19 protein-coding genes are annotated in these 19,180 nt (G+C 70.9%); 10 read left to right on the plus strand and 9 right to left on the minus strand.

Going from position 1 to position 19,180, the window contains the following annotated elements:
- Positions 1 to 77: 77 nt before the first annotated feature.
- A complete protein-coding gene (locus tag ACH34Q_RS30875; RefSeq protein ID WP_395986618.1) occupies positions 78 to 824 on the minus strand; it encodes an AraC family transcriptional regulator in 747 nt (248 codons plus the stop codon).
- A gap of 54 nt (positions 825 to 878) precedes the next feature.
- On the opposite strand from ACH34Q_RS30875, the gene ACH34Q_RS30880 reads away from it, so the two are divergent.
- The gene (locus ACH34Q_RS30880; protein ID WP_395986619.1) at positions 879 to 2,081 is read left to right on the plus strand and encodes an MFS transporter; all 1,203 of its coding nucleotides are present in this window, start codon (positions 879 to 881) and stop codon (positions 2,079 to 2,081) included.
- Positions 2,082 to 2,696: 615 nt separating this feature from the next.
- Positions 2,697 to 3,068, plus strand: a complete 372-nt coding sequence (locus ACH34Q_RS30885; protein ID WP_395986620.1) for a MarR family winged helix-turn-helix transcriptional regulator — start codon at positions 2,697 to 2,699, stop codon at positions 3,066 to 3,068.
- Positions 3,069 to 3,282: 214 nt separating this feature from the next.
- Here the strand turns inward: ACH34Q_RS30885 and ACH34Q_RS30890 are convergent, their stop codons facing one another.
- On the minus strand, positions 3,283 to 4,179 hold the full coding sequence (locus ACH34Q_RS30890) for a LysR family transcriptional regulator (protein WP_395986621.1): 897 nt from the start codon (positions 4,177 to 4,179) through the stop codon (positions 3,283 to 3,285).
- A gap of 163 nt (positions 4,180 to 4,342) precedes the next feature.
- On the opposite strand from ACH34Q_RS30890, the gene ACH34Q_RS30895 reads away from it, so the two are divergent.
- Positions 4,343 to 5,953: an MFS transporter gene (locus ACH34Q_RS30895; RefSeq protein ID WP_395986622.1), complete on the plus strand. Its 1,611-nt coding sequence runs from the start codon at positions 4,343 to 4,345 to the stop codon at positions 5,951 to 5,953.
- 29 nt (positions 5,954 to 5,982) lie between these two features.
- Here the strand turns inward: ACH34Q_RS30895 and ACH34Q_RS30900 are convergent, their stop codons facing one another.
- Positions 5,983 to 7,233, minus strand: coding sequence for a sensor histidine kinase (locus ACH34Q_RS30900; RefSeq protein WP_395986623.1), 1,251 nt, complete (start codon positions 7,231 to 7,233; stop codon positions 5,983 to 5,985).
- Between the two features lie 35 nt (positions 7,234 to 7,268).
- Entirely contained in the window at positions 7,269 to 7,925 is a 657-nt protein-coding gene (locus ACH34Q_RS30905; RefSeq protein WP_395986624.1) for a response regulator transcription factor, read from the minus strand.
- Positions 7,926 to 8,105: 180 nt separating this feature from the next.
- Here ACH34Q_RS30905 and ACH34Q_RS30910 point away from each other — a divergent pair, with 180 nt between their 5' ends.
- Genes ACH34Q_RS30910 through ACH34Q_RS30925 form a run of 4 tightly spaced genes read left to right on the plus strand, consistent with a single transcriptional unit; the run spans position 8,106 to position 11,732 of the window.
- Complete coding sequence (locus ACH34Q_RS30910; protein WP_395986625.1) at positions 8,106 to 8,642, plus strand: hypothetical protein; 537 nt, start codon at positions 8,106 to 8,108, stop codon at positions 8,640 to 8,642.
- A 5-nt stretch (positions 8,643 to 8,647) separates the two neighbouring features.
- Positions 8,648 to 9,802: a peptidoglycan-binding protein gene (locus tag ACH34Q_RS30915; RefSeq protein WP_395986626.1), complete on the plus strand. Its 1,155-nt coding sequence runs from the start codon at positions 8,648 to 8,650 to the stop codon at positions 9,800 to 9,802.
- Complete coding sequence (locus tag ACH34Q_RS30920; protein ID WP_395986627.1) at positions 9,799 to 10,524, plus strand: ABC transporter ATP-binding protein; 726 nt, start codon at positions 9,799 to 9,801, stop codon at positions 10,522 to 10,524. The genes ACH34Q_RS30915 and ACH34Q_RS30920 overlap by 4 nt, the downstream gene beginning before the upstream one ends.
- Positions 10,524 to 11,732 (plus strand): ABC transporter permease, encoded by a 1,209-nt coding sequence (locus ACH34Q_RS30925; RefSeq protein WP_395986628.1) that lies wholly within the window; start codon positions 10,524 to 10,526, stop codon positions 11,730 to 11,732. Before ACH34Q_RS30920 ends, ACH34Q_RS30925 begins: the two co-directional genes overlap by 1 nt.
- A gap of 57 nt (positions 11,733 to 11,789) precedes the next feature.
- On the opposite strand, the gene ACH34Q_RS30930 is transcribed toward ACH34Q_RS30925, so the two are convergent.
- The 4 genes from ACH34Q_RS30930 to ACH34Q_RS30945 form a co-directional block, all read right to left on the minus strand.
- Complete coding sequence (locus tag ACH34Q_RS30930) at positions 11,790 to 12,422, minus strand: DedA family protein (protein WP_395986629.1); 633 nt, start codon at positions 12,420 to 12,422, stop codon at positions 11,790 to 11,792.
- Between the two features lie 145 nt (positions 12,423 to 12,567).
- Complete coding sequence (locus ACH34Q_RS30935) at positions 12,568 to 13,938, minus strand: MFS transporter (protein WP_395986630.1); 1,371 nt, start codon at positions 13,936 to 13,938, stop codon at positions 12,568 to 12,570.
- A 153-nt stretch (positions 13,939 to 14,091) separates the two neighbouring features.
- Entirely contained in the window at positions 14,092 to 15,429 is a 1,338-nt protein-coding gene (locus tag ACH34Q_RS30940; RefSeq protein WP_395986631.1) for an FAD-binding oxidoreductase, read from the minus strand.
- 63 nt (positions 15,430 to 15,492) lie between these two features.
- A complete protein-coding gene (locus tag ACH34Q_RS30945) occupies positions 15,493 to 16,044 on the minus strand; it encodes a carboxymuconolactone decarboxylase family protein (RefSeq protein WP_395986632.1) in 552 nt (183 codons plus the stop codon).
- A gap of 73 nt (positions 16,045 to 16,117) precedes the next feature.
- Here ACH34Q_RS30945 and ACH34Q_RS30950 point away from each other — a divergent pair, with 73 nt between their 5' ends.
- Positions 16,118 to 16,456, plus strand: a complete 339-nt coding sequence (locus ACH34Q_RS30950) for a winged helix-turn-helix transcriptional regulator (protein ID WP_395986633.1) — start codon at positions 16,118 to 16,120, stop codon at positions 16,454 to 16,456.
- On the plus strand, positions 16,453 to 17,478 hold the full coding sequence (gene mgrA, locus ACH34Q_RS30955) for an L-glyceraldehyde 3-phosphate reductase (RefSeq protein ID WP_395986634.1): 1,026 nt from the start codon (positions 16,453 to 16,455) through the stop codon (positions 17,476 to 17,478). Before ACH34Q_RS30950 ends, mgrA begins: the two co-directional genes overlap by 4 nt.
- Positions 17,479 to 17,482: 4 nt before the next feature.
- Here mgrA and ACH34Q_RS30960 read toward each other — a convergent pair whose 3' ends face one another.
- Complete coding sequence (locus tag ACH34Q_RS30960) at positions 17,483 to 18,385, minus strand: oxygenase MpaB family protein (RefSeq protein ID WP_395986635.1); 903 nt, start codon at positions 18,383 to 18,385, stop codon at positions 17,483 to 17,485.
- Positions 18,386 to 18,488: 103 nt separating this feature from the next.
- Here ACH34Q_RS30960 and ACH34Q_RS30965 point away from each other — a divergent pair, with 103 nt between their 5' ends.
- Complete coding sequence (locus ACH34Q_RS30965; RefSeq protein WP_395986636.1) at positions 18,489 to 19,109, plus strand: TetR/AcrR family transcriptional regulator; 621 nt, start codon at positions 18,489 to 18,491, stop codon at positions 19,107 to 19,109.
- Positions 19,110 to 19,180 lie beyond the last annotated feature (71 nt).

Genomic DNA, 19,180 nt, shown 5'->3' on the forward strand with positions numbered 1-19,180 from the left:
CGGCGACTCGGTTGACTCGTGGCGTGTTCGCCTTCATCGGGCTGCCGGGAGGCGAACACGCCACGAGTCGACAGGGCTCAGGGGCGGCGGTTGTGGGTGCCGGGGGTGTAGCCGAAGGCGCGGCGGAAGACGTCGATGAAGGCGCTCGTGGAGGACCAGCCGCAGCGGTGGGCGACGGTGGTCACCGGTACGTCGTCGGCCAGCATCCGCAGGGCGTGGTAGAGCCGCAGTTGGGTGCGCCACTGCGGGAACGTCATGCCCAGTTCCAGACGGAAGAGGCGGCTGAGTGTGCGTTCACTGGCCCCGACCGTCGCACCCAAGGCGGCCAGGGTGCGCGGGTCCGCAGGGTCATCGTGCAGGACGTCGCAGACGGCGGCCAGGCGCGGGTCGGTGGGGGCAGGCAGTTGTACGGCCTGCTGGGGTGAGGCGTGCAGTTGGTCGAGGAGGACCGCGCGCAGGCGTTGCCGCTCAGGCGTGTCGACGTGCGGCTCGCGGGTGTACGCGAGGAGCAGTTCGCGCAGCAGAGGGCTGACGGCCAGGACGGTGGGAGCGTCGAGGTCGAGCGGGTTGATGTCGAGGGGCAGGCCCACGAAATGCACGGACAGGTGCCCGTACGCGCGGTGGGCATGGACGCATCCGGCCGGGACCCAGATCGCCCGGGTGCCCGGAGCGAACCAGGTACCCGCCTCGGTCGTGACGGCCAGGACACCGGAACCCGCGTAGGCGATCTGGTGGTCGTCATGGCGATGCGGGTCGATGCTCTCCCCGGGAGCCAGTGACCGGGTACGGGTCGGCGCCTCGGGGGTGTGGCGGATATCCGGCATACATTGGCACTTTATCGGAAGCGCGCCAGGCCTCCGCTTGCCGACGATGGACAAGTGTCAACGAACAACACCCCACGTACCGGGCCCATCGCGCTGCTGTCCATGGGGCATGCGTGCGTGGACATCTACCAGGGAACGGTCGCCGCCCTGGTGCCGTTCTTCGTCTCGGAACGTGCCTACACCTATGCGGCTGCCTCGGGAATCGTTCTGGCCGCGTCGCTCCTGTCGTCGGTGGTGCAGCCGTTGTTCGGAGCGCTCACCGACAAGTGGGCCATGCCGTGGCTGCTGCCGGTGAGCACGCTGGTGGGCGGCGCCGGAGTCGCGTTCGCCGGTGTCAGCGACTCCTATGCCTTCACCCTGGCGGTCGTCGCGGTGTCCGGGATCGGTGTCGCCGCGTACCACCCGGAAGCCGCCCGGGTGGCCCGTACCGCCAGCCGGGGCAGCCACACCGCGATGGGCTGGTTCTCCCTCGGGGGCAATCTGGGCTTCGCCACCTCGCCCCTGATGGTCTTCGCCGTCATCGCCACCGGCGGCCTGCGCGCCTCGCCGCTGCTGATCGTCCCGGCCATCGCCGGCGCTGCTCTGTGTGTTGCGGCGCTGCGGAGCGTCAAGGTCCCTGCCGCAGCGTCCGCTCGTACGAGCCAGGCCGCCGGACGGGACGACTGGGCGTCGTTCATGAAGCTGACGGGCGCCATCGTGTGCCGCTCGATCGTCTTCGTCGGGCTCAGCGCGTTCATCGCCCTGTACGTCCGCGAGCGCACCGGCGGAGGGAGCCTGTCCGGTACGGCCGCGCTGTTCGTGCTGTATGCCGGTGGCGCGGTCGGCACCGTGACCGGCGGGCACCTCGCCACCCGGTACGGCCGCGTACCGGTCGTCCAGTGGTCCTATGCCCTGAGCGTCTTCGCCGTGGCGGGCGTGATCTTCGTTCCCGGGCCCCTTCTCTACGTTTTCATCGCGCTCACGTCGGCCGGACTGTACGTGCCGTTCTCCCTGCACATCACCCTCGGCCAGGACTACCTGCCCCAGCGCGTGGGCACCGCCAGCGGCGTCACCCTGGGCTTGACCGTCAGCATCGGCGGCATCGCCAGCCCGTTCATCGGCGCCCTCGCCGACGCCACCTCCCTGCAGATCGCCCTCGCGCCACTGATCGCGCTTCCCGCCCTCGGCTGGCTTCTCCTGCGCACCCTGAACGAGCCCGCGATGTTCGACGCGGGCATGGTCCCCGTCAAGGCTGGGAACGCAGCGCCGGGACGTTGAAGGCGATGCCGGTGAATTCTTCCGAGCATTCCCACAGGCGGCGGCCGAGGGCTTCGTTGTGGGCGGGCGGGTCGGCGAGTACGGGCATGCCCTTCCTGATCCGCGCCGGCGCGAAGTAACTCCCGCACTCCGCATGCGGTCGAGTTCGAAGCCGAAGACCTCGGTGGCGGTCTTGGAACGGGCATAGAGCGACCAGCGGCCGGACCTCTCGCTCTGCAGGTCGTCGACCTTGAGGGCGGCCGGCTTCATCCTCGTGAGGAAGCTGCCGAGGGTGATGACGCGGCCGGTGAGGACAGGGAACAGGAGCGCGGTCAGGGCGAAGTGGCCCAGGTGATTGGTGCCGAAGAACCACTCGTTCCCGTTCGCCGTCGTACGCCGCCCGGGAAGGGTGCCGAAGACGGCCGCGTTCTCGATCAGCCCCCTCGATCGTGCCGAGCGCGGCGATGCGGTCGGCCGCGCGCCGTACCGATTCCAGCGAGGAGAGGTCCAGGCTCACGTGTTCGACCTCGGCGCCCGGGACGCGGGAACGGATCGACGCGAGGGCGGCGTTCGCCCGTGCCTCGTTCCGGTTGGCGATCACCACGCGGGCACCGGTCCTCGAAGCGGGCCGAACGGGTGCGGGAGTTGCTGATCGCCGTCCAGGAGGTCGTGGACGGGGCCAACCTGCGGTTGCGGGCCACCCTGGCGGAGCACGAGCTCACCCTGCCGCTCTCGGACGTGTTGTGGATGCTCGATCCCGCGCTGCCCGCTCCGGCGATGAAGGAACTGGCGGCCCGGCTGCACTGCGACCCGTCCAGCGTGACGTTCCTGATCAAGCGCCTCGAAGAGCGCGGCCTGGTGGAGCGCCGTCCCGACCCTGCCGACAGCGTTCCAGAACGGTCGCGCTCACCGAACGCGGCGAGCGGGTCCGCAGCGAACTCATCGCGGCGATGGTCGACCATTCCCCGCTCTCCGCGCTCGACCCCGAGGAGCAGGATTCCCTGCTGAATCTGCTCCGTACGGCACTCCGCAAGAGCGCCACCGCGTAGGGACTCCGCGCGCGTCAGGCGAGCAGGGCGATCCGGCGGCCTGGACGGGGATCGCGCCGGTCCCGGTGGACGGGCTGCCCCACCTGGAACGGATCCCGGCGGCGGAGTCACCGGACGCGCTGTTCGAGACGGTCCTGACCATGCTCGTCGCAGGCATCGAGTCGATGCGCTAGTCAGAGTCGCCTGTCGGTCGCGATGAGGGACGCGGTCTGGACGAAGGCGCGGATCCGGCTGGTCTGGCCGGCGGCTCGCCAGACCAGGCCCCATTCCAGGGGCGGGGCATCGTGAAAGGGAATGTAGGCCACGTCGGGGCGGGTATAGAACCGGACCGCCGAGGCGCCCTCAGGATAGACACCCTTGCCCGCCGCGACGAGGGAGAGCAACTCCAGGAAGGTCTCGGCGCTCGGCCCGCTTTCGATGGGCCGTCCGCTCGGGGTGTACTGGGGGGAGTGGACCTGGTCCCAGTGGTCGGGGATGCTGGCCGGGTTGCGCAGCACCTTGACGCGGCCGAGGTCCTCCAGCGACAGCGATGCGCGGCGTGCGAAGGGATGCCGGGAGGACACGGCGAGAACCTTCTGTTCGGTGAACAGGACGGGCCCGGCGGCAAGGTCGGGCTGCTCGGTCGGGAAACGGAGCAGCATCATCTCGACCTCGTCGGTGCGCAGCGGCGTGTAGCCGTCGATGAGCTGCATCTCCTTGATGAGCACCTCGCAGCCGGGGTAGCGGAGGCGGAAGGTGTCGCCCACGGTGTGCAGGAACTGGCCGGCGTCGGCTCCGAAGAATCCGATGCGCAGGACGCCGGTGACGCCGCGGCCGGCGGCGATCGCGTTCCGGATCCCCCGCTGGACCTGGTCGTAAGCGGGCTGCAACTCGTCGCGGAGCTGCGCTCCGATCGGGGTGAGCGCGACCCGCCGGCTGGTCCGCTCGAACAGCGGAACCCCGATGCGCCGCTCCACCTTTTTGATCGTTTTGCTGATGTGGCCGGCCGACACGTTGAGCCGGTCGGCGGTGCGGCCGAAATGCAGCTCGCCGGCGAGCGTGAGGAACGCCTCGATCTCGTACCGTTCCACGCCCCTCCCTCGTCATTGACCACAGGTTAACGGTCGTTGGGCGATGGCTCGTTGATCGGGAAACGCGGCTGATCGATCGTGGAGGCACAGGGCATCCGGTCGCCGTTCCGAGGGTGGAACGGGGTCGTCCGGGTGCCTGCGATCACGAGTAAGGGGAGCTCCCATGACCGCCATCGCCGCGCCCCGCGCGGGCCGGAAAGACTGGATCGGGCTGGCGGTGCTGACGCTGCCGACGCTGCTGATCGCGATGGACATGACCGTGCTGCACCTGGCGGTGCCGGCGCTGACCGCCGACCTGCGGCCGAGTACGTCGCAGATGCTGTGGATCATGGACATCTACGGATTCCTGGTCGCCGGCCTGCTCATCACCATGGGAACGCTCGGTGACCGCATCGGGCGCCGGAGACTCCTGCTGATCGGTGCCGCCGCCTTCGGTGCGGCCTCGGCGCTCGCCGCGTTCTCCACCAGCGCCGAAATGCTGATCGCGACACGGGCACTGCTCGGCATCGCCGGCGCGACGCTGATGCCCTCCACCCTGTCGCTGATCCGCGACATGTTCCACGACGCCGCGCAGCGCACCGTCGCCATCAGCGTCTGGATGACCGCCTTCGCGGTCGGCGGCGCCCTCGGCCCGCTGCTCGGCGGGTTCCTGCTGGAGTACTTCTGGTGGGGCTCGGCCTTCCTGATCGGTGTCCCGGTCATGGCGGTCCTCCTGGTGCTCGGTCCGGTGCTGCTGCCCGAGCACCGTGACGCCGGCGCCGGCCGGCTGGATCTGACCAGCGCCCTGCTGTCCCTGACCGCCATACTGTCGGTCGTCTACAGCCTCAAACTGGTGGCCGAGCACGGCATCGGCGCGCGGCCCGCCGCGTTCCTGACGGCCGGCCTGATCGTCGGGGCCGTCTTCATCCGCCGCCAAGGCACACTCGACGAGCCGTTGCTCGACCTCGAGCTGTTCCGGGACCGGACCTTCAGCGCCTCGGCCGCCCTGCTCACTTTCGGCATCCTGGTGATGGCCGGATCCGCGCTGTTCACCGTGCAGTACCTGCAGCTGGTGCACGGGTTCTCCCCGCTGCGGGCCGGCCTGTGGTCGCTGCCCAACGCGGCCGGTCTGATGGCCGGCGCCATGACGGCCCCCGCGCTGGCGGCGAGAATCCGCCCGGGCCTGGTCATCGCGGGAGGCCTGGTCATCGCGGCCATCGGCCTGGCGTCGCTCACCCTGGTCAGCGCGGACGCCGGACTGTGGATCCTGGTGACGGCATCGGCCGTGATGGGCGCGGGGCTGGGGCCGATGGCGGTCCTGGGCACCGACCTGATCGTCGGAGCGGCCCCGCCCGAAGGTGCCGGCGCGGCGTCGGCGATCTCCGAGACCAGCACCGAACTGGGCGCCGGGCTGGGCATCGCGGTCCTGGGCAGCATCGGCTTCGGTGTCTACCGCAGCCAGATCTCTGACACCATGCCGGCCGGCGTGCCCGGCGAAGCGGCGCGCGAGTCGCTCGGCGGCGCCGTGGCGGTGGCCGCAGAACTGCCGGGACCCGCCGGCGCGGAACTGCTCACCGCCGCCCGCGAGGCCTTCGTCGTCGGGTTGCACGCGACGGCCATGGTCGGTGCCGGTGTCGCCGTCCTGCTGGCGGTCCTGGCGGCGACCCTGCTGCGCGGCGCCGAGCCTGCGGTCGCCGAGCACGAGGAGGCCGGTGACCTGTCGCCCCTGCCCGGGCCGCAGGACCTGGAACAGGCCGGCTCATCGAGGACGGACCCGACGTCCGTACCGGGCTGAGCGTCAACCCGGAGCCGCGGTCAGCGAGGTCAGGTGGGTTCCAGGGTGTAGTGGTCGGGGCAGGCGGGGAGGGTGACGGTCACGGTCAGGCCGCCGTCCGTGCGGGGGTGGGCGGTGACCTCGCCGCCGTGGGCCCGGGCCACGGAACGGACGATGGACAGGCCGAGGCCGGCGCCCTTGGCGGTGATGACGCGGTCGGGGCCGAGGCGGCGGAACGGCTCGAAGAGGGTGGGGACCTCGTACGGGGCGACGGGCGGGCCGGAGTTGCTGACCTGGAGTTCGATGAGGCCGCCGTGCTCGTGGGTACGGCTGCTGACGCTGACCCAGCCGCCCTGGCCGGTGTTGTGCCGGATGCCGTTCTCGACGAGGTTCTGTACGAGGCGTTCCAGCAGGAGGGCGTCGCCTGAGGTGGGGGCCTCGCCGGGGTCGGCGGTCACGGTGACTCCGGCGGCGCTCGCCTCGGTCGTGGCCTGGACGGCGACGTGCCCGACGATGTCGGCGAGGTCGACCGGGGCGGGTTCGGTGATCTCGGTGTCCGAGCCCGCGAGCAGGAGCAGGCCGGTGATCAGGCGCTCGTGCCGGAGGTTGATCTCCAGCAGGTTCTCGCCGAGTCGCTTGACGTCCGGAGACGCCGTGGAACGGTGCATCGCCATCTCGACCAGGGCGCGGCCCACGGTGAGCGGCGTGCGCAGCTCGTGGGACGCGTTCGCGACGAAGCGGCGCTGGCCGTCGAACGAGCGGTCCAGCCGTTCCAGCATCGTGTCGAAGGTGTCGGCGAGCTCCTTGACCTCGTCGTGCGGGCCGTTCAGGGCGATCCGCTCGTGCAGGCCGCGGTCGGCTGCGGGGGCGGCGGCGATCCGGCGGGCGGTGTCGGTGACCCGGTGCAGCGGGGCCAGCATCTGGCCCGCGATCAGCCAGCCGAAGCCGGCCGCGGCGCCGCCGACGACGACGAGCGCGATCGCGCCCTGGGTGATCAGTGAGGTGGCGGCGGCCTCGCGGAGCTGCTGGTGCTGGCCGCGCATCCATCGCTCGGCCTCCTGGCCGGTGATCATTTGGCCCTTGTCGTTCACGGTGAACATCTCGTCGGGCGGGGTCTGCGTGCCGGTGCCGAGGGCGGGGGCGTCACCGGTGGTTCCCGGCGCCGTCGTACGGGACAGGATCTTGAAGCTGCCGCGGTTGATCTGCTGGCTGAACAGCGCGTACGTGACGCCCAGCAGCACGATTCCGGCGAGCATGAACAGCACGGCGTAGGTGAGGGTGAGCCGCGCTCGCAGCGGCATGCGGGTGGGAAGGAGCTTGCTCAGGTGCGGCCTTTTCACGGGATGCGGTACCCCACTCCGGTCACGGTCTCGACGATGGGCGGCTCGCCGAGCTTGCGGCGCAGCTTCAGGATGGTCAGCCGGACGGCGCCGGTGAACGGGTCGGCGTGCTCGTCCCATGCCTTCTCCAGGAGTTGCTCGGCGGAGACGACCGCCCCGTCCGCCCGCAGCAGCTCGTCCAGTACGGCGAACTGCTGTTTCGGGAGGGGGACGTAGCGGCCGTCCCGGAACACCTCGCGCCGGGCCGGGTCCAGCGTGATGCCCGAACGGCGCAGGACGGGCGGCGCGGCCGGGCGGCTGCGCCGGCCGAGCGCCAGGACGCGGGCGGCCAGTTCGGGGAACGCGAACGGCTTGGTGAGGTAGTCGTCGGCGCCGAGCCCGAGGCCGTCGACCCTGTCAGTGATCTCGGCGGCGGCGGTGAGCATCAGCACGCGGGTGGCGGGTCCGCCTTCGGTGATCTGGCGGCAGACCTCGTCGCCGTGCACGACGGGCAGGTCCCGGTCCAGGACCACGACGTCGTAGTCGTTGACGGCGAGGCGCTCCAGCGCGGACCCGCCCTCGTACACGACGTCCACCGCGTGCGCCGCTTCGCGCAGCCATTCGGCGATCGCGTCGGCGAGCAGCGGCTCGTCCTCCACCACCAGAACCCGCATGCGTTTCTCCACTCATAGACGGCGCCAGGGGAAGCATGTCCGATCACGTGTTTCCTCGCCGTTAGCCGGGGGCCGGGGCGAAGGGACGGGGCGCCGGGAAACAGGGGGGAAACAGGGGACCGGGTTGCATCGTCCCCGTCAGGCCGGAATGGGTCCGGCCCGTACGAGGAGACGAGCACGATGCGACTGCGTACCCGAGGTGCGCTGGCGGCGTTCCCGCTGGTGATGGCCCTGGCCCTGACCGGATGCGGTGGGGAGGGGAAGGAGAAGGGCGTCGCGTCGGCGAACGGCGGCAAGGCGGCCGGTGGTGCCAGCGCCGCGCCGAGCCTGAGCCGGGACGAGATGGGCGTGAAGTTCGCCGAGTGCATGCGCAAGAACGGCATCCAGATGGAGGACCCGGAGCCCGGCAAGGGCGTCCTGCTCAAGGCCGACAAGGGGAACGCGGAGACGATGAAGAAGGCCCAGGAGGCCTGCCGCCAGTACAACCCGCAGCAGAACGCCGCACCGGGCGGGGACGCGAAGGCCGAGGAGCGCGGCCGCAAGTTCGCCGCCTGCATGCGCGAGAACGGTGTCGAGAAGTTCCCGGACCCCAAGCCCGGCCAGCGCGGCATCATCATCGACAGGGAGGCCGGCGAGGACCCCGACATGCAGGCGGCGCAGCAGAAGTGCCAGGAGGTGCTCGGCGGCGGGGGCATCCCGGGCGGCGGGCCGAAGTGACGACCGTGGAGGAGCGCCCGGAGGAGACGCGCGCGGAGGAAGAACGCGCGGAGGAAACAGCGCCTCCAGAGGAACGGGTGTCCCGCCGGCGACGGCGCTCGCGGCGCAGGTTCGCCATCGGGATCGCCGCGCTGGTGGCGGCGGGCGGTGTCGCGGCCGTCGCGACGCTGGGGCTCGGCGGCGGCTCGGACGGCGGTACGGCGGCGAGCGCGCTGCCGCCCGGCACCGCCAAGGTGAGCGAGCAGACGCTCAAGGACTCCCAGGACGCGGACGGGGAGCTCGGGTACGGCCCGGCGTCCTCGGCGATCAGCCGGCAGCAGGGAACGATCACCACGCTGCCCGACAGCGGCGGCACCGTCAGCCGGGGCCGCGCGCTGTACGAGGTCGACAACCGGCCGGTGACGCTCATGTACGGGTCCAAGCCCGCCTACCGCACCATGCGGATCGGGACCGAGGGCAAGGACGTGGAACAGCTGGAGAAGAACCTCAGCGCCCTTGGATACGACGGGTTCACGGTGGACGACGAGTACACCTACGACACGTCCGAGGCCGTCCTGGAATGGCAGGACGACCGCGGGCTGAAGGAGACGGGGAACGTCGAGCTCGGCAGCGTGGTGTTCGCGTCCGGCGCGATCCGCGTGGACAGCCTGGAGGCGGGGGAGGGCGATCCGATCTCGCCCGGCAAGAAGGTGCTCTCGTACACCGGTACGGACAAGGCCGTCACCGTCGAGCTGGATACCTCGGACCAGCGGCTGGCCAAGAAGGGGGCGACGGTCGACATCACGCTGCCGGGGGACGAGACCGTCCAGGGGAAGATCGACGAGGTCTCGACGGTGATCACGCCGGCGAGCCAGGGCGAGGAGGCGAGCACCAAGGTCGAGGTCGTCATCTGGCTGACCGGCGACAAGGCCCGCAAGGCCGTCGAGAAGCTGTCGCTGGCCGCGGTGGACGTCTCGTTCACGGCCGAGACCCGCGAGGACGTGCTGACCGTGCCGGTCACCGCGCTGCTGGCGCTCCAGGAGGGCGGCTTCGGCGTGGAGGTGGTCAGCGGGAACACGACGTCGTACGTCCCGGTCACCACCGGCCTGTTCGCGGGCGGCCGGGTGGAGGTCTCCGGGCAGGGGATCGCCGCGGGCACGGTCGTGGGGGTACCGAAGTGATCTCCCTGCGGGACGTGACGAAGGTGTACGCCGGGGGCGTCGCCGCGCTGGCCGGGGTGTCGCTGGACATCGCGGCCGGCGAGCTGGTCGCGATCGTGGGACCGTCCGGATCCGGCAAGTCGACCATGCTCAACGTGCTCGGCACGCTGGACCGGCCCACCTCCGGCACCGTGCACGTCGACGGGTACGACGTCGGGACGCTGTCGGACGCCGAGCTGTCGGCGCTGCGCGCGACCCGGATCGGCTTCGTGTTCCAGCACTTCCATCTCGCCGCCGGGACCACGGCGCTCGACAACGTGGCCGACGGGCTCCTGTACTCCGGGCTGCGGCCCGCCGAGCGCCGCCGCCGGGCCTCGGCGGCGCTGGAACGGGTCGGGCTCGGGCCGCGGATCGACCACGAGCCGCACGAGCTGTCCGGCGGCGAGAAGCAGCGGGTGGCGATCGCCCGCGCGGTGGCGGGGGCGCCCTCGCTGCTGCTGGCCGACGAGCCGACCGGTGCCCTGGACTCGGTCTCCGGAGCCGGGGTGATGGACCTGCTGCGCGAGCTGAACGCGGCCGGGACCACCGTCGTGATCATCACCCATGACCGGGAGATCGCCGCCGCGCTGCCCCGGCAGGTCCGGATGCGCGACGGGCTGACGGTCGAGGACACCGCGCACCCGGGCCCGCCGCGTCCCGGCACCGCGAGCCGGGTCGCCGGCGCCGTGGTGGAGGTGGGGTGATGGCGACCCTGGAGGCGCTGCGGCCTGCCCGGATGGGGCCGCGGGACGTGCTCAAGGTCGGTGCCGTGGGGCTGCGGACCCGCCCGATGCGGGCCTTCCTGTCGGCGCTGGGCATCGCGATCGGGATCGCCGCGATGGTCGCCGTCGTCGGCATCTCCTCGTCCTCGCGCGCCGAGCTGGACCGTACTCTCGCCTCGCTGGGCACCAACCTGCTCACCGTCTCGCCGGGGTCGACGATGACCGGCGAGGAGGCCGAGCTGCCGATGGGCGCCGAGTCGATGGTGGGACGGATCGCGCCCGTCCGGTCGGTGTCGGCCATCGGGCTCGTGGCGGACGCGAAGGTCTACCGCAACGGCAGGATCCCGGAGACCGAGACCAGCGGGATCGCCACGTACGCGGCCCGGACGAGCCTGCGCGAGGCGGTCGGGGCCAAGCTCGCCGACGGCGGCTGGCTGAACGAGGCGACCGGCCGGTTCCCCGCCACGGTGCTCGGCGCCAAGGCGGCGGAACGGCTCGGGATCGGGCATGCCGGTCCCGGTACGCAGGTGCTCATCGGCGGCGAGCGGTTCACCGTGATCGGCATCCTGGCCCCGGCGCCGCTGGCACCGGAGCTGGACACCGGGGCACTCGTCGGCTGGCCGGCCGCCCAGTCCGAGCTGTCCTTCGACGGCCATCCGACGACGATCTTCACTCGTTCGGACGACGCGAGCGTGGCCGACGTCCAGACCGTCCTCGGGCCCACCGCCAACCCGGAGGCGCCCAACGAGGTCGAGGTGTCCCGGCCGTCCGACGCGCTCGCCGCCCAGCAGGCCGCCGGCGAGGCGTTCACCGGGCTGCTGCTCGGGCTGGGCGCGGTGGCGCTGCTGGTCGGCGGCGTGGGGGTGGCCAACACGATGGTCATCTCGGTGCTGGAACGGCGTGCGGAGATCGGCCTGCGCCGGTCGCTGGGCGCGACCCGGGGGCAGATCCGTACCCAGTTCCTCGCCGAGTCCCTGCTGCTGTCCGCCCTCGGGGGCGCGGGCGGCGCGTTCATCGGGACGGTGGTGACGTTCGGGTACGCCTTCTTCCAGAGCTGGCCGACGGTCGTACCGGCCTGGGCCGTCCTCGGGGGCATCGGCGCGACCCTGGCCATCGGGGCCCTGGCCGGTCTCTACCCGGCCATCCGCGCCTCCCGCCTCTCGCCCACGGAGGCACTGGCGACCCCATGAGGGCCGGCAAGACCGTTGATCAGGGCCGCTCGCGCGTCCCCCTGCGAGCGGCCCTGATCAACACCTGACCCTCTCCGGCTCGGGCCGAACGTGTCGCGGCGGGGGCACGTCCCGCTCGCGCCGCCGTCGCCTCCGCCGTACCGTACGAATCGTCTCCAGGGCCGCGCCCAGGACGAGGGCCAGGCCGACGCCGACGGCGATGCTGACCAGGGGCGAATCCTCGAACAGCGTGCCGCCCAGGTAGCCGAGGCCGGTGATGTATCCGGCCCACGCGACCGAGGCGATGGCGGCGTGCGACCAGAACGCGGCCGGCGGGTAGCCCGTCGCGCCGGCGGCGAGGGTGACCGCAGTGCGCCCGCCGGGGATGAAACGGGCGGCGATGATCGCGGTCGCGCCGCGCCGGGCCAGCGCGCGGCCCGCCCTGGCGTGGGCCTCCCGGAGCCGGCGCCGGCGCGGTGGTCGTACGCGGCGTCCCAGGAAGTACGAGAAGCCGTCGCCCGCCAGCGCGCCGATCACGGTGACGGCCACCAGCGCGGCGATGTGCGGCCTGCCGGTCGGAGCGAGCGCGGCCGCCGCGATCAGCAGGGTCTCGCTCGGGACGAGCGGCAGGAAGGCGTCCACGGCCACGGCCACGCACACGATCAGGTAGATCCAGGAGGAGTCGGCGAGCGACAGGACCTGGTCGAGCATCGAGGCGCCTCCCCGGCAGGCGGAACGTGATGGTTCCAACCTGCCGGTACGCGGCGCCGATCACAGGGATGCTCACACCAGTTCCCTGGTGGTGCTAGCCCCACCAGCCGGCACCACCAGGGAACCGCGCGCAGGTGGGCCCGGGTCAGACGGGTACCCGTTCCTCCGGTTTGCGGGAGTGGCCGCACTTGCCGATCGGTACGCGGGCCGTCTCGGGCAGCATCAGGATCGGCACGATCGCGATGGCACCGGCGATCATCAGGTAGTAGGCCGGGATGTAGTTGCTGCCGGTCGTCTTGATCATCTTCTCGATCACCAGCGCTGCGGTACCGCCGAACAGCGAGGTCGAGATGTTGTAGCCGATCGCGAACGCCCCGTACCGGACCCGGGTCGGGAACATCGCGGGGAACGTCGAGCCGATGACCGCCAGCATCAGCACCAGCAGCGCGCCCATCAGCCCGAACCCGAGCAGGATCGGGAGCGTCTTCTGGGTCTGCATCAGGCTGATCGCCGGATAGCTCACCAGGATGAACCCGATCGCCGCGGTCAGCAGCAGCGGTTTGCGGCCGATCCGGTCCGACAGCGAGCCCAGCGGGACGATCACGGCGAGCATCGCCAGCTCCACGCCGATGGTGATCAGGGACGCGGTCGTACTGGAGATGTCGAGGTTCGTCGCCAGGTAGGACGGCATGAACGTCAGCAGCGTGTAGTTGGCGACGTTCAGCAGGATGACGATGCCGATGAGGTTGAGGATCATCGGCCAGTTGTGCACCAGCGTCTCCCTGAGCGGGGAGCGGGACACCTCCCCGGCCTTCTCCATCTTCTGGAACTCGGGGGTGTCCTCCAGCTTGGTGCGGATGTAGAGCCCGACCAGTCCCAGCGGCAGCGCGATCAGGAACGGGATCCGCCAGCCCCACGAGTGCAGCGCCTCGTCGCTCAGCACGAGGTCGACGCCCAGCACCAGGCCGGCGCCCAGGATGTAGCCCGACAGCGTCCCGAACTCCAGGAAGCTCCCGAAGAACCCGCGCTTCCTGGTGGGCGCGTACTCGGCGATCACGGTGGCCGCGCCGCCGTACTCGCCGCCGGTGGAGAAGCCCTGGACGAGCCGTACGGCCAGCAGCGCCAGCGGTGCCGCGATCCCGATCGTGTCGTACCCGGGCAGGATGCCGATCAGGAACGTCGAGCCCGACATCAGGATGATCGTGATCGCCAGCACGCTCTTGCGGCCGATCCGGTCGCCCAGCGGGCCGAAGAACATGCCGCCGAAGGGACGCGCCACGAACGCGGCCGCGATCAGCGCGAACGAGCGGAGCACCGCGGAGCCGCCGTCGTCGGGCGGGAAGAACACGGTCCCGACGATCGTGGTCATCACGCCGGCGCTGAAGACGCCGAAGTCGAACCACTCGATGCAGTTGCCGATGGACGAGGCGGCGACGGCCTTGCGGACCGTCGCCTTGTCCGGCGCCTCGCCCTCGGGCAGGTCCTCGGTCGCCGCCGCGGTCTGTTCAGAAGCCATGCGTCGTCGTTGCCTCCATCTAGCCGGATCCAACAGATCGGGGACCTTACCGAAGAAGGATCGTCAAAGGAAATAAAACGTCCCTAATCCGGTAAACCTCCGGCGGCCTTCGAGCGTCCTACTTCTTTCGGATCCGCCCGCCACGCAGGGCGATCAGGAGATCACCGGGTAGTTGGCGCAGATCACACCGGCGGGATCGCGCCGGCGCTTGATCCCCTGGAGCCGCGCCAGGTCCGCGGGAGCGAACGCGGCGGCCGCCGACTCGCCTGGCGACAGGTAGGTGTAGGGCTTCCGGCCACTGATCAGCGGCGCGAGCGCCCGGGTGATCTCCCCTTGCCGGGCACGGATCGCCGCAGCGGCCGTGGGCGTCGACGGCACCCCGAACAGGTAAAGGGAGTACGGCTCGGTCAGCGCGGGCGCGGCGCCCTCGGAGGGCGCGGCCAGCGCGCCGCCCAGATGCCGGATCTGGACGCTCAGCAGCGGATCGATCGGCTCGTCCAGCAGCGTCCTGGCCAGCAGGTCCTTGCCGGCAGGCTCGTCCAGGCCGGTCAGCAGCTCGCCTCGGGACAGGCCGGGGCTCGGATCGGTCGGCTCGGCGGTGATGGCGCCGAGGTCGCTCACCGGCAGCACGCCGCGGCCGTCGGAGATCGTCCCGCCGATCCGCTCCAGCGGCCGCAGCAGCGTCCGGCCCTGCCGCTCGTCTCCGAGGTACGTGGCGTCCACGGCCACCATGGGAGCCGAGCCGGGGAAGTTCAGCAGGTCGAACCAGGCGGTCAGCTCGCCGGGGGCCGTCGCGGTGATCTCCTGGTACGCCGCCAGGACCTCCGGCGCCCGCTCGGCCGGCCACAGCATGCGCCCGCCGTACAGAACGGGCGCCGGGTGCAGGTCGAACTCGATCGCGGTGACGAGGGCGAAGTCGCCGCCGCCTCCGCGCAGTGCCCAGAACAGCTCGGGATCCTCATCCGCCGACACCCGCGCCCGCTTGCCGTCAGGGTCGACGATCTCGAACGCGCGGACGCTCTCGGAGGCCCATCCGTGCTTGCGGCCGAACCAGCTCAGCCCGCCGCCGAGGGTGTATCCGACCACGCTCACCACCGGCGAACTGCCCGGCAGGCCGGTCAATCCGTGCGGGCTCGCCGCCGCCTGGACCCGTCCCCAGGAGACGCCGGCTCCGACGCGGGCGATCCGCGACCCGGGCCGTACCTCCATCTCGTCCAGCCGTCCCGTCCGGACGAGGATCAGCCCTTCCACGTCGCCGGTCGCGCCATGCCCGTTCGGCTGGGCGGTCAGCGCCAGCCCGCTGTTCCGCGCGTATCGCACCAGGTTCGCGGCGTCGTCCGCGTCCGCGATCTCGACCACCGCCGCGACGGGCTGCTCGATCGCGCTGTTCCACGGCCGGCGCGCCGGGTCGAAGCCTTCGTCCCCGGGCAGCAGGACCCGGCCGCGGACCTCGGAGCGCAGTTCGCCGATACCGTTCGTCGTCTTGTTCATGACCATGAATCTAGGCCCCGGATCGACAGCAAATAAGGTGCATTCTGATGCCGAATTCATGGGTCAATCTGGCCGAGCGGATCGGGCCCAGGGCTCGTTCTCCAGCAAGAGGCCATTGGCCACGTAGCTGATGGTGCGATACCAGCCGGTCAGGACGAGGAACTCCAGTAGCTGCTCGTCGTCGTAGTGAGGGCGTAGGGCGTCCCAAGCGGATTCGCTCAGCCGCGCCGTGTCGTGCAGCTCGTCCACCGCATCGATGAGCGCCTGCTGCCGAGGCTCCCACGGGCCTGCCGCGCCTGACGTGGTCGCCTTGAGCTGTGCGGGAGTCAGCCCCACATGCGAAGCGAAGATGGCGGCGTGCACGCCCCATTCGTAGTGGCAGCCGGCTCTCGCGGTGACGCGGGCGATGACGATCTCACGATCCGGCGCCGCCAGCCTGCCGTGCGCGAGCAGCCCGGAGCCCAGCGCGAACATGCGCGACGCCAGTTCCTCGTTCCGATGCAGGACGCGGAACAGCAGTAGCGGCTCGTGTTCGGCGCCGGGGGCCATCCAGCGTCCGAGCGATCGTTCGATCTCCGGCGTGTACGGCGGTTCGAGGGGTGCGATGCGCGACATGGGCCCTCCTTGGGACTGCTTCGGATTTAGAATCACTATGATGCTTCGAAAATCAAAGCGCAAGGGAGATCGCATGGCGAGCGAGACACCGCGTCCCGGACGGCCGGTACGCGGATCGGAGTCGGGCCGTCCGATCATGGCGGCCCTCGACCTGCTCGGCCGCCGCTGGGCGCTGCGCGTGCTGTGGGAGCTGAACGGCCCGCCGGCGGGCTTCCGCGAGCTGCAGCGGCGCTGCGGGCAGATGTCGTCCAGCGTGCTCACCACCCGGCTGAACGAGCTGGTGGAGGCCGGTCTGGTGACCGACGACGCCGGTTACCGCCTGACCCCCCTAGGCCACGACCTGGTCGAGGCCCTGGGCCCCCTGAACGAGTGGAGCGAGCGCTGGTCACAGGCTGAAAGACTCGGATCATGAGCTATCGAGCCGACGAAGAGCGTTATGGCCGGTTGCCGTACCGGCGCTGTGGGCGGAGCGGGCTGAAACTGCCCGCCGTGTCGCTGGGGCTGTGGCACAACTTCGGGGACGACAAGCCGCTGGAGACCCAGCGGGCCGTGCTGAGGCGCGCGTTCGACCTGGGGGTGACCCACTTCGACCTGGCCAACAACTACGGCCCGCCGTACGGCGGCGCCGAGATCAACTTCGGCCGGCTGTTCGCCGAGGACTTCCGGCCGTACCGGGACGAGCTGCTGATCTCCACGAAGGCCGGCTATGACATGTGGCCCGGCCCGTACGGGGAATGGGGCTCGCGCAAGTACCTGCTCGCCAGCCTGGACCAGTCGCTCAAGCGGATGGGGCTGGAGTACGTCGACATCTTCTACAGCCACCGGTTCGACCCGGAGACGCCGCTGGAAGAGACGATGGGGGCGCTGGACCACGCGGTCCGTTCAGGAAAGGCCCTCTACGCCGGGATCTCGTCGTACTCGCCCGAGCGGACGGTGGAGGCGGCGGCGATCCTGCGCGAGATGGGGACGCCGCTGCTGATCCACCAGCCCTCGTACTCGATGCTCAATCGCTGGGTCGAGGGCGGGCTGCTGGACGTGCTGGAGGAGCAGGGCGTGGGCTGCATCGCGTTCTCGCCCCTTGCCCAGGGGATGCTCACCGACCGCTATCTCGCGGGGATCCCCGAGGGCTCGCGGGCCAGCCAGGGCAAGTCGCTGTCGCCCGACCTGCTGACCACCGAGACCTTCCGGCACGTGCGGGCGCTGAACGAGATCGCGGCCGCGCGCGGGCAGTCCCTCGCCCAGCTCGCGCTGGCGTGGGCGCTGCGCGACCGGCGGGTGACCTCGGTGCTGATCGGGGCCAGTGGCGTCGCCCAGCTCGAGGACAGCCTGGCCAGCGTGCGGAACCTGGACTTCACCCCGGAAGAGCTGGCCGCCATCGACCGGGACGCGGTGGAGGCGGGCATCAACATCTGGGCCGCCTCCAGCGCCACGTGACGGGTCACATCGGGCGTTCGGCCAGCGTCTTCTGCAGCCGAGCCTGCGCCCGCGCCGCCTGCCGGGCCCGGTAGGCGATCGGCATGTAGCGGACGCGCTCGGGCAGCAGCGGGTTGGTCCGGGCCATGACGGACCCGATGGCCTTCAGCTTGCGGTCGTCGGCGGCCGACCAGGACAGGCCGAGCTTGTCGCGGGCGCCCTCCGGCAGCGTCCCGGTGGCGATGAAGCGCGCCAGCCGCCCGCCCGCCAGGCTGAACGGGGCGAGCGCGGGCCGCATCGCCGCCGGGACGTTCGGCGGGACCTGGTCCATCGAGTCCAGGACGTCGTGCGCGACCTTGTGATCCACCAGGGTGTTGTCCACCATGTCGTTGAAGTAGACCCAGTAGTCGTCGATGGTGGCGGGCAGCATCCGCTCCGGTACGCGCAGGATCCGGCCGAGGTCCATGAACTCGTCGAAGATCTGCTGCTCCCGTTCCGGGGCCAGGGGCTCGGTGGAGAAGTAGCGCGCCGCCGACATGGCCGCGTGGAAACCGGTCAGATGCACCCAGGCCCAGGGCTCGGCGGACAGCGCGTGGTGGCGGGTGCCCGCCTCGTCCACAGCGCTGATCGTCTTGTGCATCTCCCGGAGCCGCCTGCCCTCCGCGATGGCGGTACGGCCCCCGTACACCCAGGTCTGCACCGACGCGAAGCTGCGCATGGCGCGCCCTACCGGATCGGTCCGGAAGCTGGACAGCTGGTCGACCACCGTGCCGATCGCCGGATGCATCACCTGCAGGATGAACGCGCTCTGCCCGGCGATCGCCGAGGTGTAGAGGCCCATGTCCTCCCACATCAGTGAGCCGGGCCCGAACGGCACCGGCTCGGCGGTCACGCCGCTCGCGGTCGTCTGCTCTTCGGTCACCGTCATCGCACGCCTCCTTCGCGGCAGGACTCCCCTGGTGAAGTGCCGCTCCTGCACGCTAATCTGAATAAGTAGTCGCTTACAAGTCGCGTTTCCCGAGGGGGTCTCGATGCCCCATCCACCTGGGGCTTCGCCGCGCCGCGTCCCCCGCCAGGACCGTTCGCGCCGTACCGTCGAGCGGATCCTGGACGCCGCCACTCGCGTTCTGTCCGAGCGCGGGTACGAGGGCGCCTCCACCAACCGCATCGCCGAGGCCGCGGGCATCAGCAACGGCTCGCTCTACCAGTACTTCCCCAACAAGGACGCGATCGTCGTCGCCGTCCTGGACCGGTTCGCCGACCACCTGGCCGACCGCCTCGGCGCCGAGATCGAGGCCGCCATGGCCGTCGGCCCCTGGGAGGCCGGCGGCCGCGCGCTGCTGGACGCGCAGATCCGGCTGTTCGAGGAGAACTCCGACCTGCTCCGCCTGATCGTCGAGCAGATCCCGCGGCTGAGCCCGTTCGACAAGCTCGCCGCCCTGCAGCACCGGCTGACCGACATCGTCCGCGTCTACCTGCTGCTCAACCGGGACGGCTTCCGCGAGGACCTCGACGTCGACACCACCATCTGGATCCTCGCCGAGACCGTCGGCCAGCTCTCCATCAAGTACGTCCTGGACCGGCCGCCCATCTCCCACGACCAGATGGTCGGCGAGCTGGCCGAACTCGTCATCCGCTACATCCGCAAGTAGCGGACTCGCCCGTTGAAACCCCAAGCAAAACAACCGATACCGGCCCCTGTCGGTCCATGGGTGTAGGGATA

Source organism: Actinomadura sp. 9N407 (assembly GCF_044326315.1).
Lineage (GTDB): Bacteria > Actinomycetota > Actinomycetes > Streptosporangiales > Streptosporangiaceae > Spirillospora.

Excerpts from the sequence above, each read along its gene's own strand:
- ACH34Q_RS30935 (WP_395986630.1), bottom strand. The coding sequence starts at position 13,938 with ATGGCTTCTGAACAGACCGCGGCGGCGACCGAGGACCTGCCCGAGGGC.
- ACH34Q_RS30905 (WP_395986624.1), bottom strand. The coding sequence starts at position 7,925 with ATGCGGGTTCTGGTGGTGGAGGACGAGCCGCTGCTCGCCGACGCGATC.
- mgrA (WP_395986634.1), top strand. The coding sequence starts at position 16,453 with ATGAGCTATCGAGCCGACGAAGAGCGTTATGGCCGGTTGCCGTACCGG.
- ACH34Q_RS30950 (WP_395986633.1), top strand. The coding sequence starts at position 16,118 with ATGGCGAGCGAGACACCGCGTCCCGGACGGCCGGTACGCGGATCGGAG.
- ACH34Q_RS30875 (WP_395986618.1), bottom strand. The coding sequence starts at position 824 with ATGCCGGATATCCGCCACACCCCCGAGGCGCCGACCCGTACCCGGTCA.
- ACH34Q_RS30940 (WP_395986631.1), bottom strand. The coding sequence starts at position 15,429 with ATGAACAAGACGACGAACGGTATCGGCGAACTGCGCTCCGAGGTCCGC.
- ACH34Q_RS30925 (WP_395986628.1), top strand. The coding sequence starts at position 10,524 with ATGGCGACCCTGGAGGCGCTGCGGCCTGCCCGGATGGGGCCGCGGGAC.
- ACH34Q_RS30960 (WP_395986635.1), bottom strand. The coding sequence starts at position 18,385 with ATGACGGTGACCGAAGAGCAGACGACCGCGAGCGGCGTGACCGCCGAG.
- ACH34Q_RS30910 (WP_395986625.1), top strand. The coding sequence starts at position 8,106 with ATGCGACTGCGTACCCGAGGTGCGCTGGCGGCGTTCCCGCTGGTGATG.
- ACH34Q_RS30930 (WP_395986629.1), bottom strand. The coding sequence starts at position 12,422 with ATGCTCGACCAGGTCCTGTCGCTCGCCGACTCCTCCTGGATCTACCTG.
- ACH34Q_RS30895 (WP_395986622.1), top strand. The coding sequence starts at position 4,343 with ATGACCGCCATCGCCGCGCCCCGCGCGGGCCGGAAAGACTGGATCGGG.
- ACH34Q_RS30945 (WP_395986632.1), bottom strand. The coding sequence starts at position 16,044 with ATGTCGCGCATCGCACCCCTCGAACCGCCGTACACGCCGGAGATCGAA.
- ACH34Q_RS30965 (WP_395986636.1), top strand. The coding sequence starts at position 18,489 with ATGCCCCATCCACCTGGGGCTTCGCCGCGCCGCGTCCCCCGCCAGGAC.
- ACH34Q_RS30900 (WP_395986623.1), bottom strand. The coding sequence starts at position 7,233 with ATGCCGCTGCGAGCGCGGCTCACCCTCACCTACGCCGTGCTGTTCATG.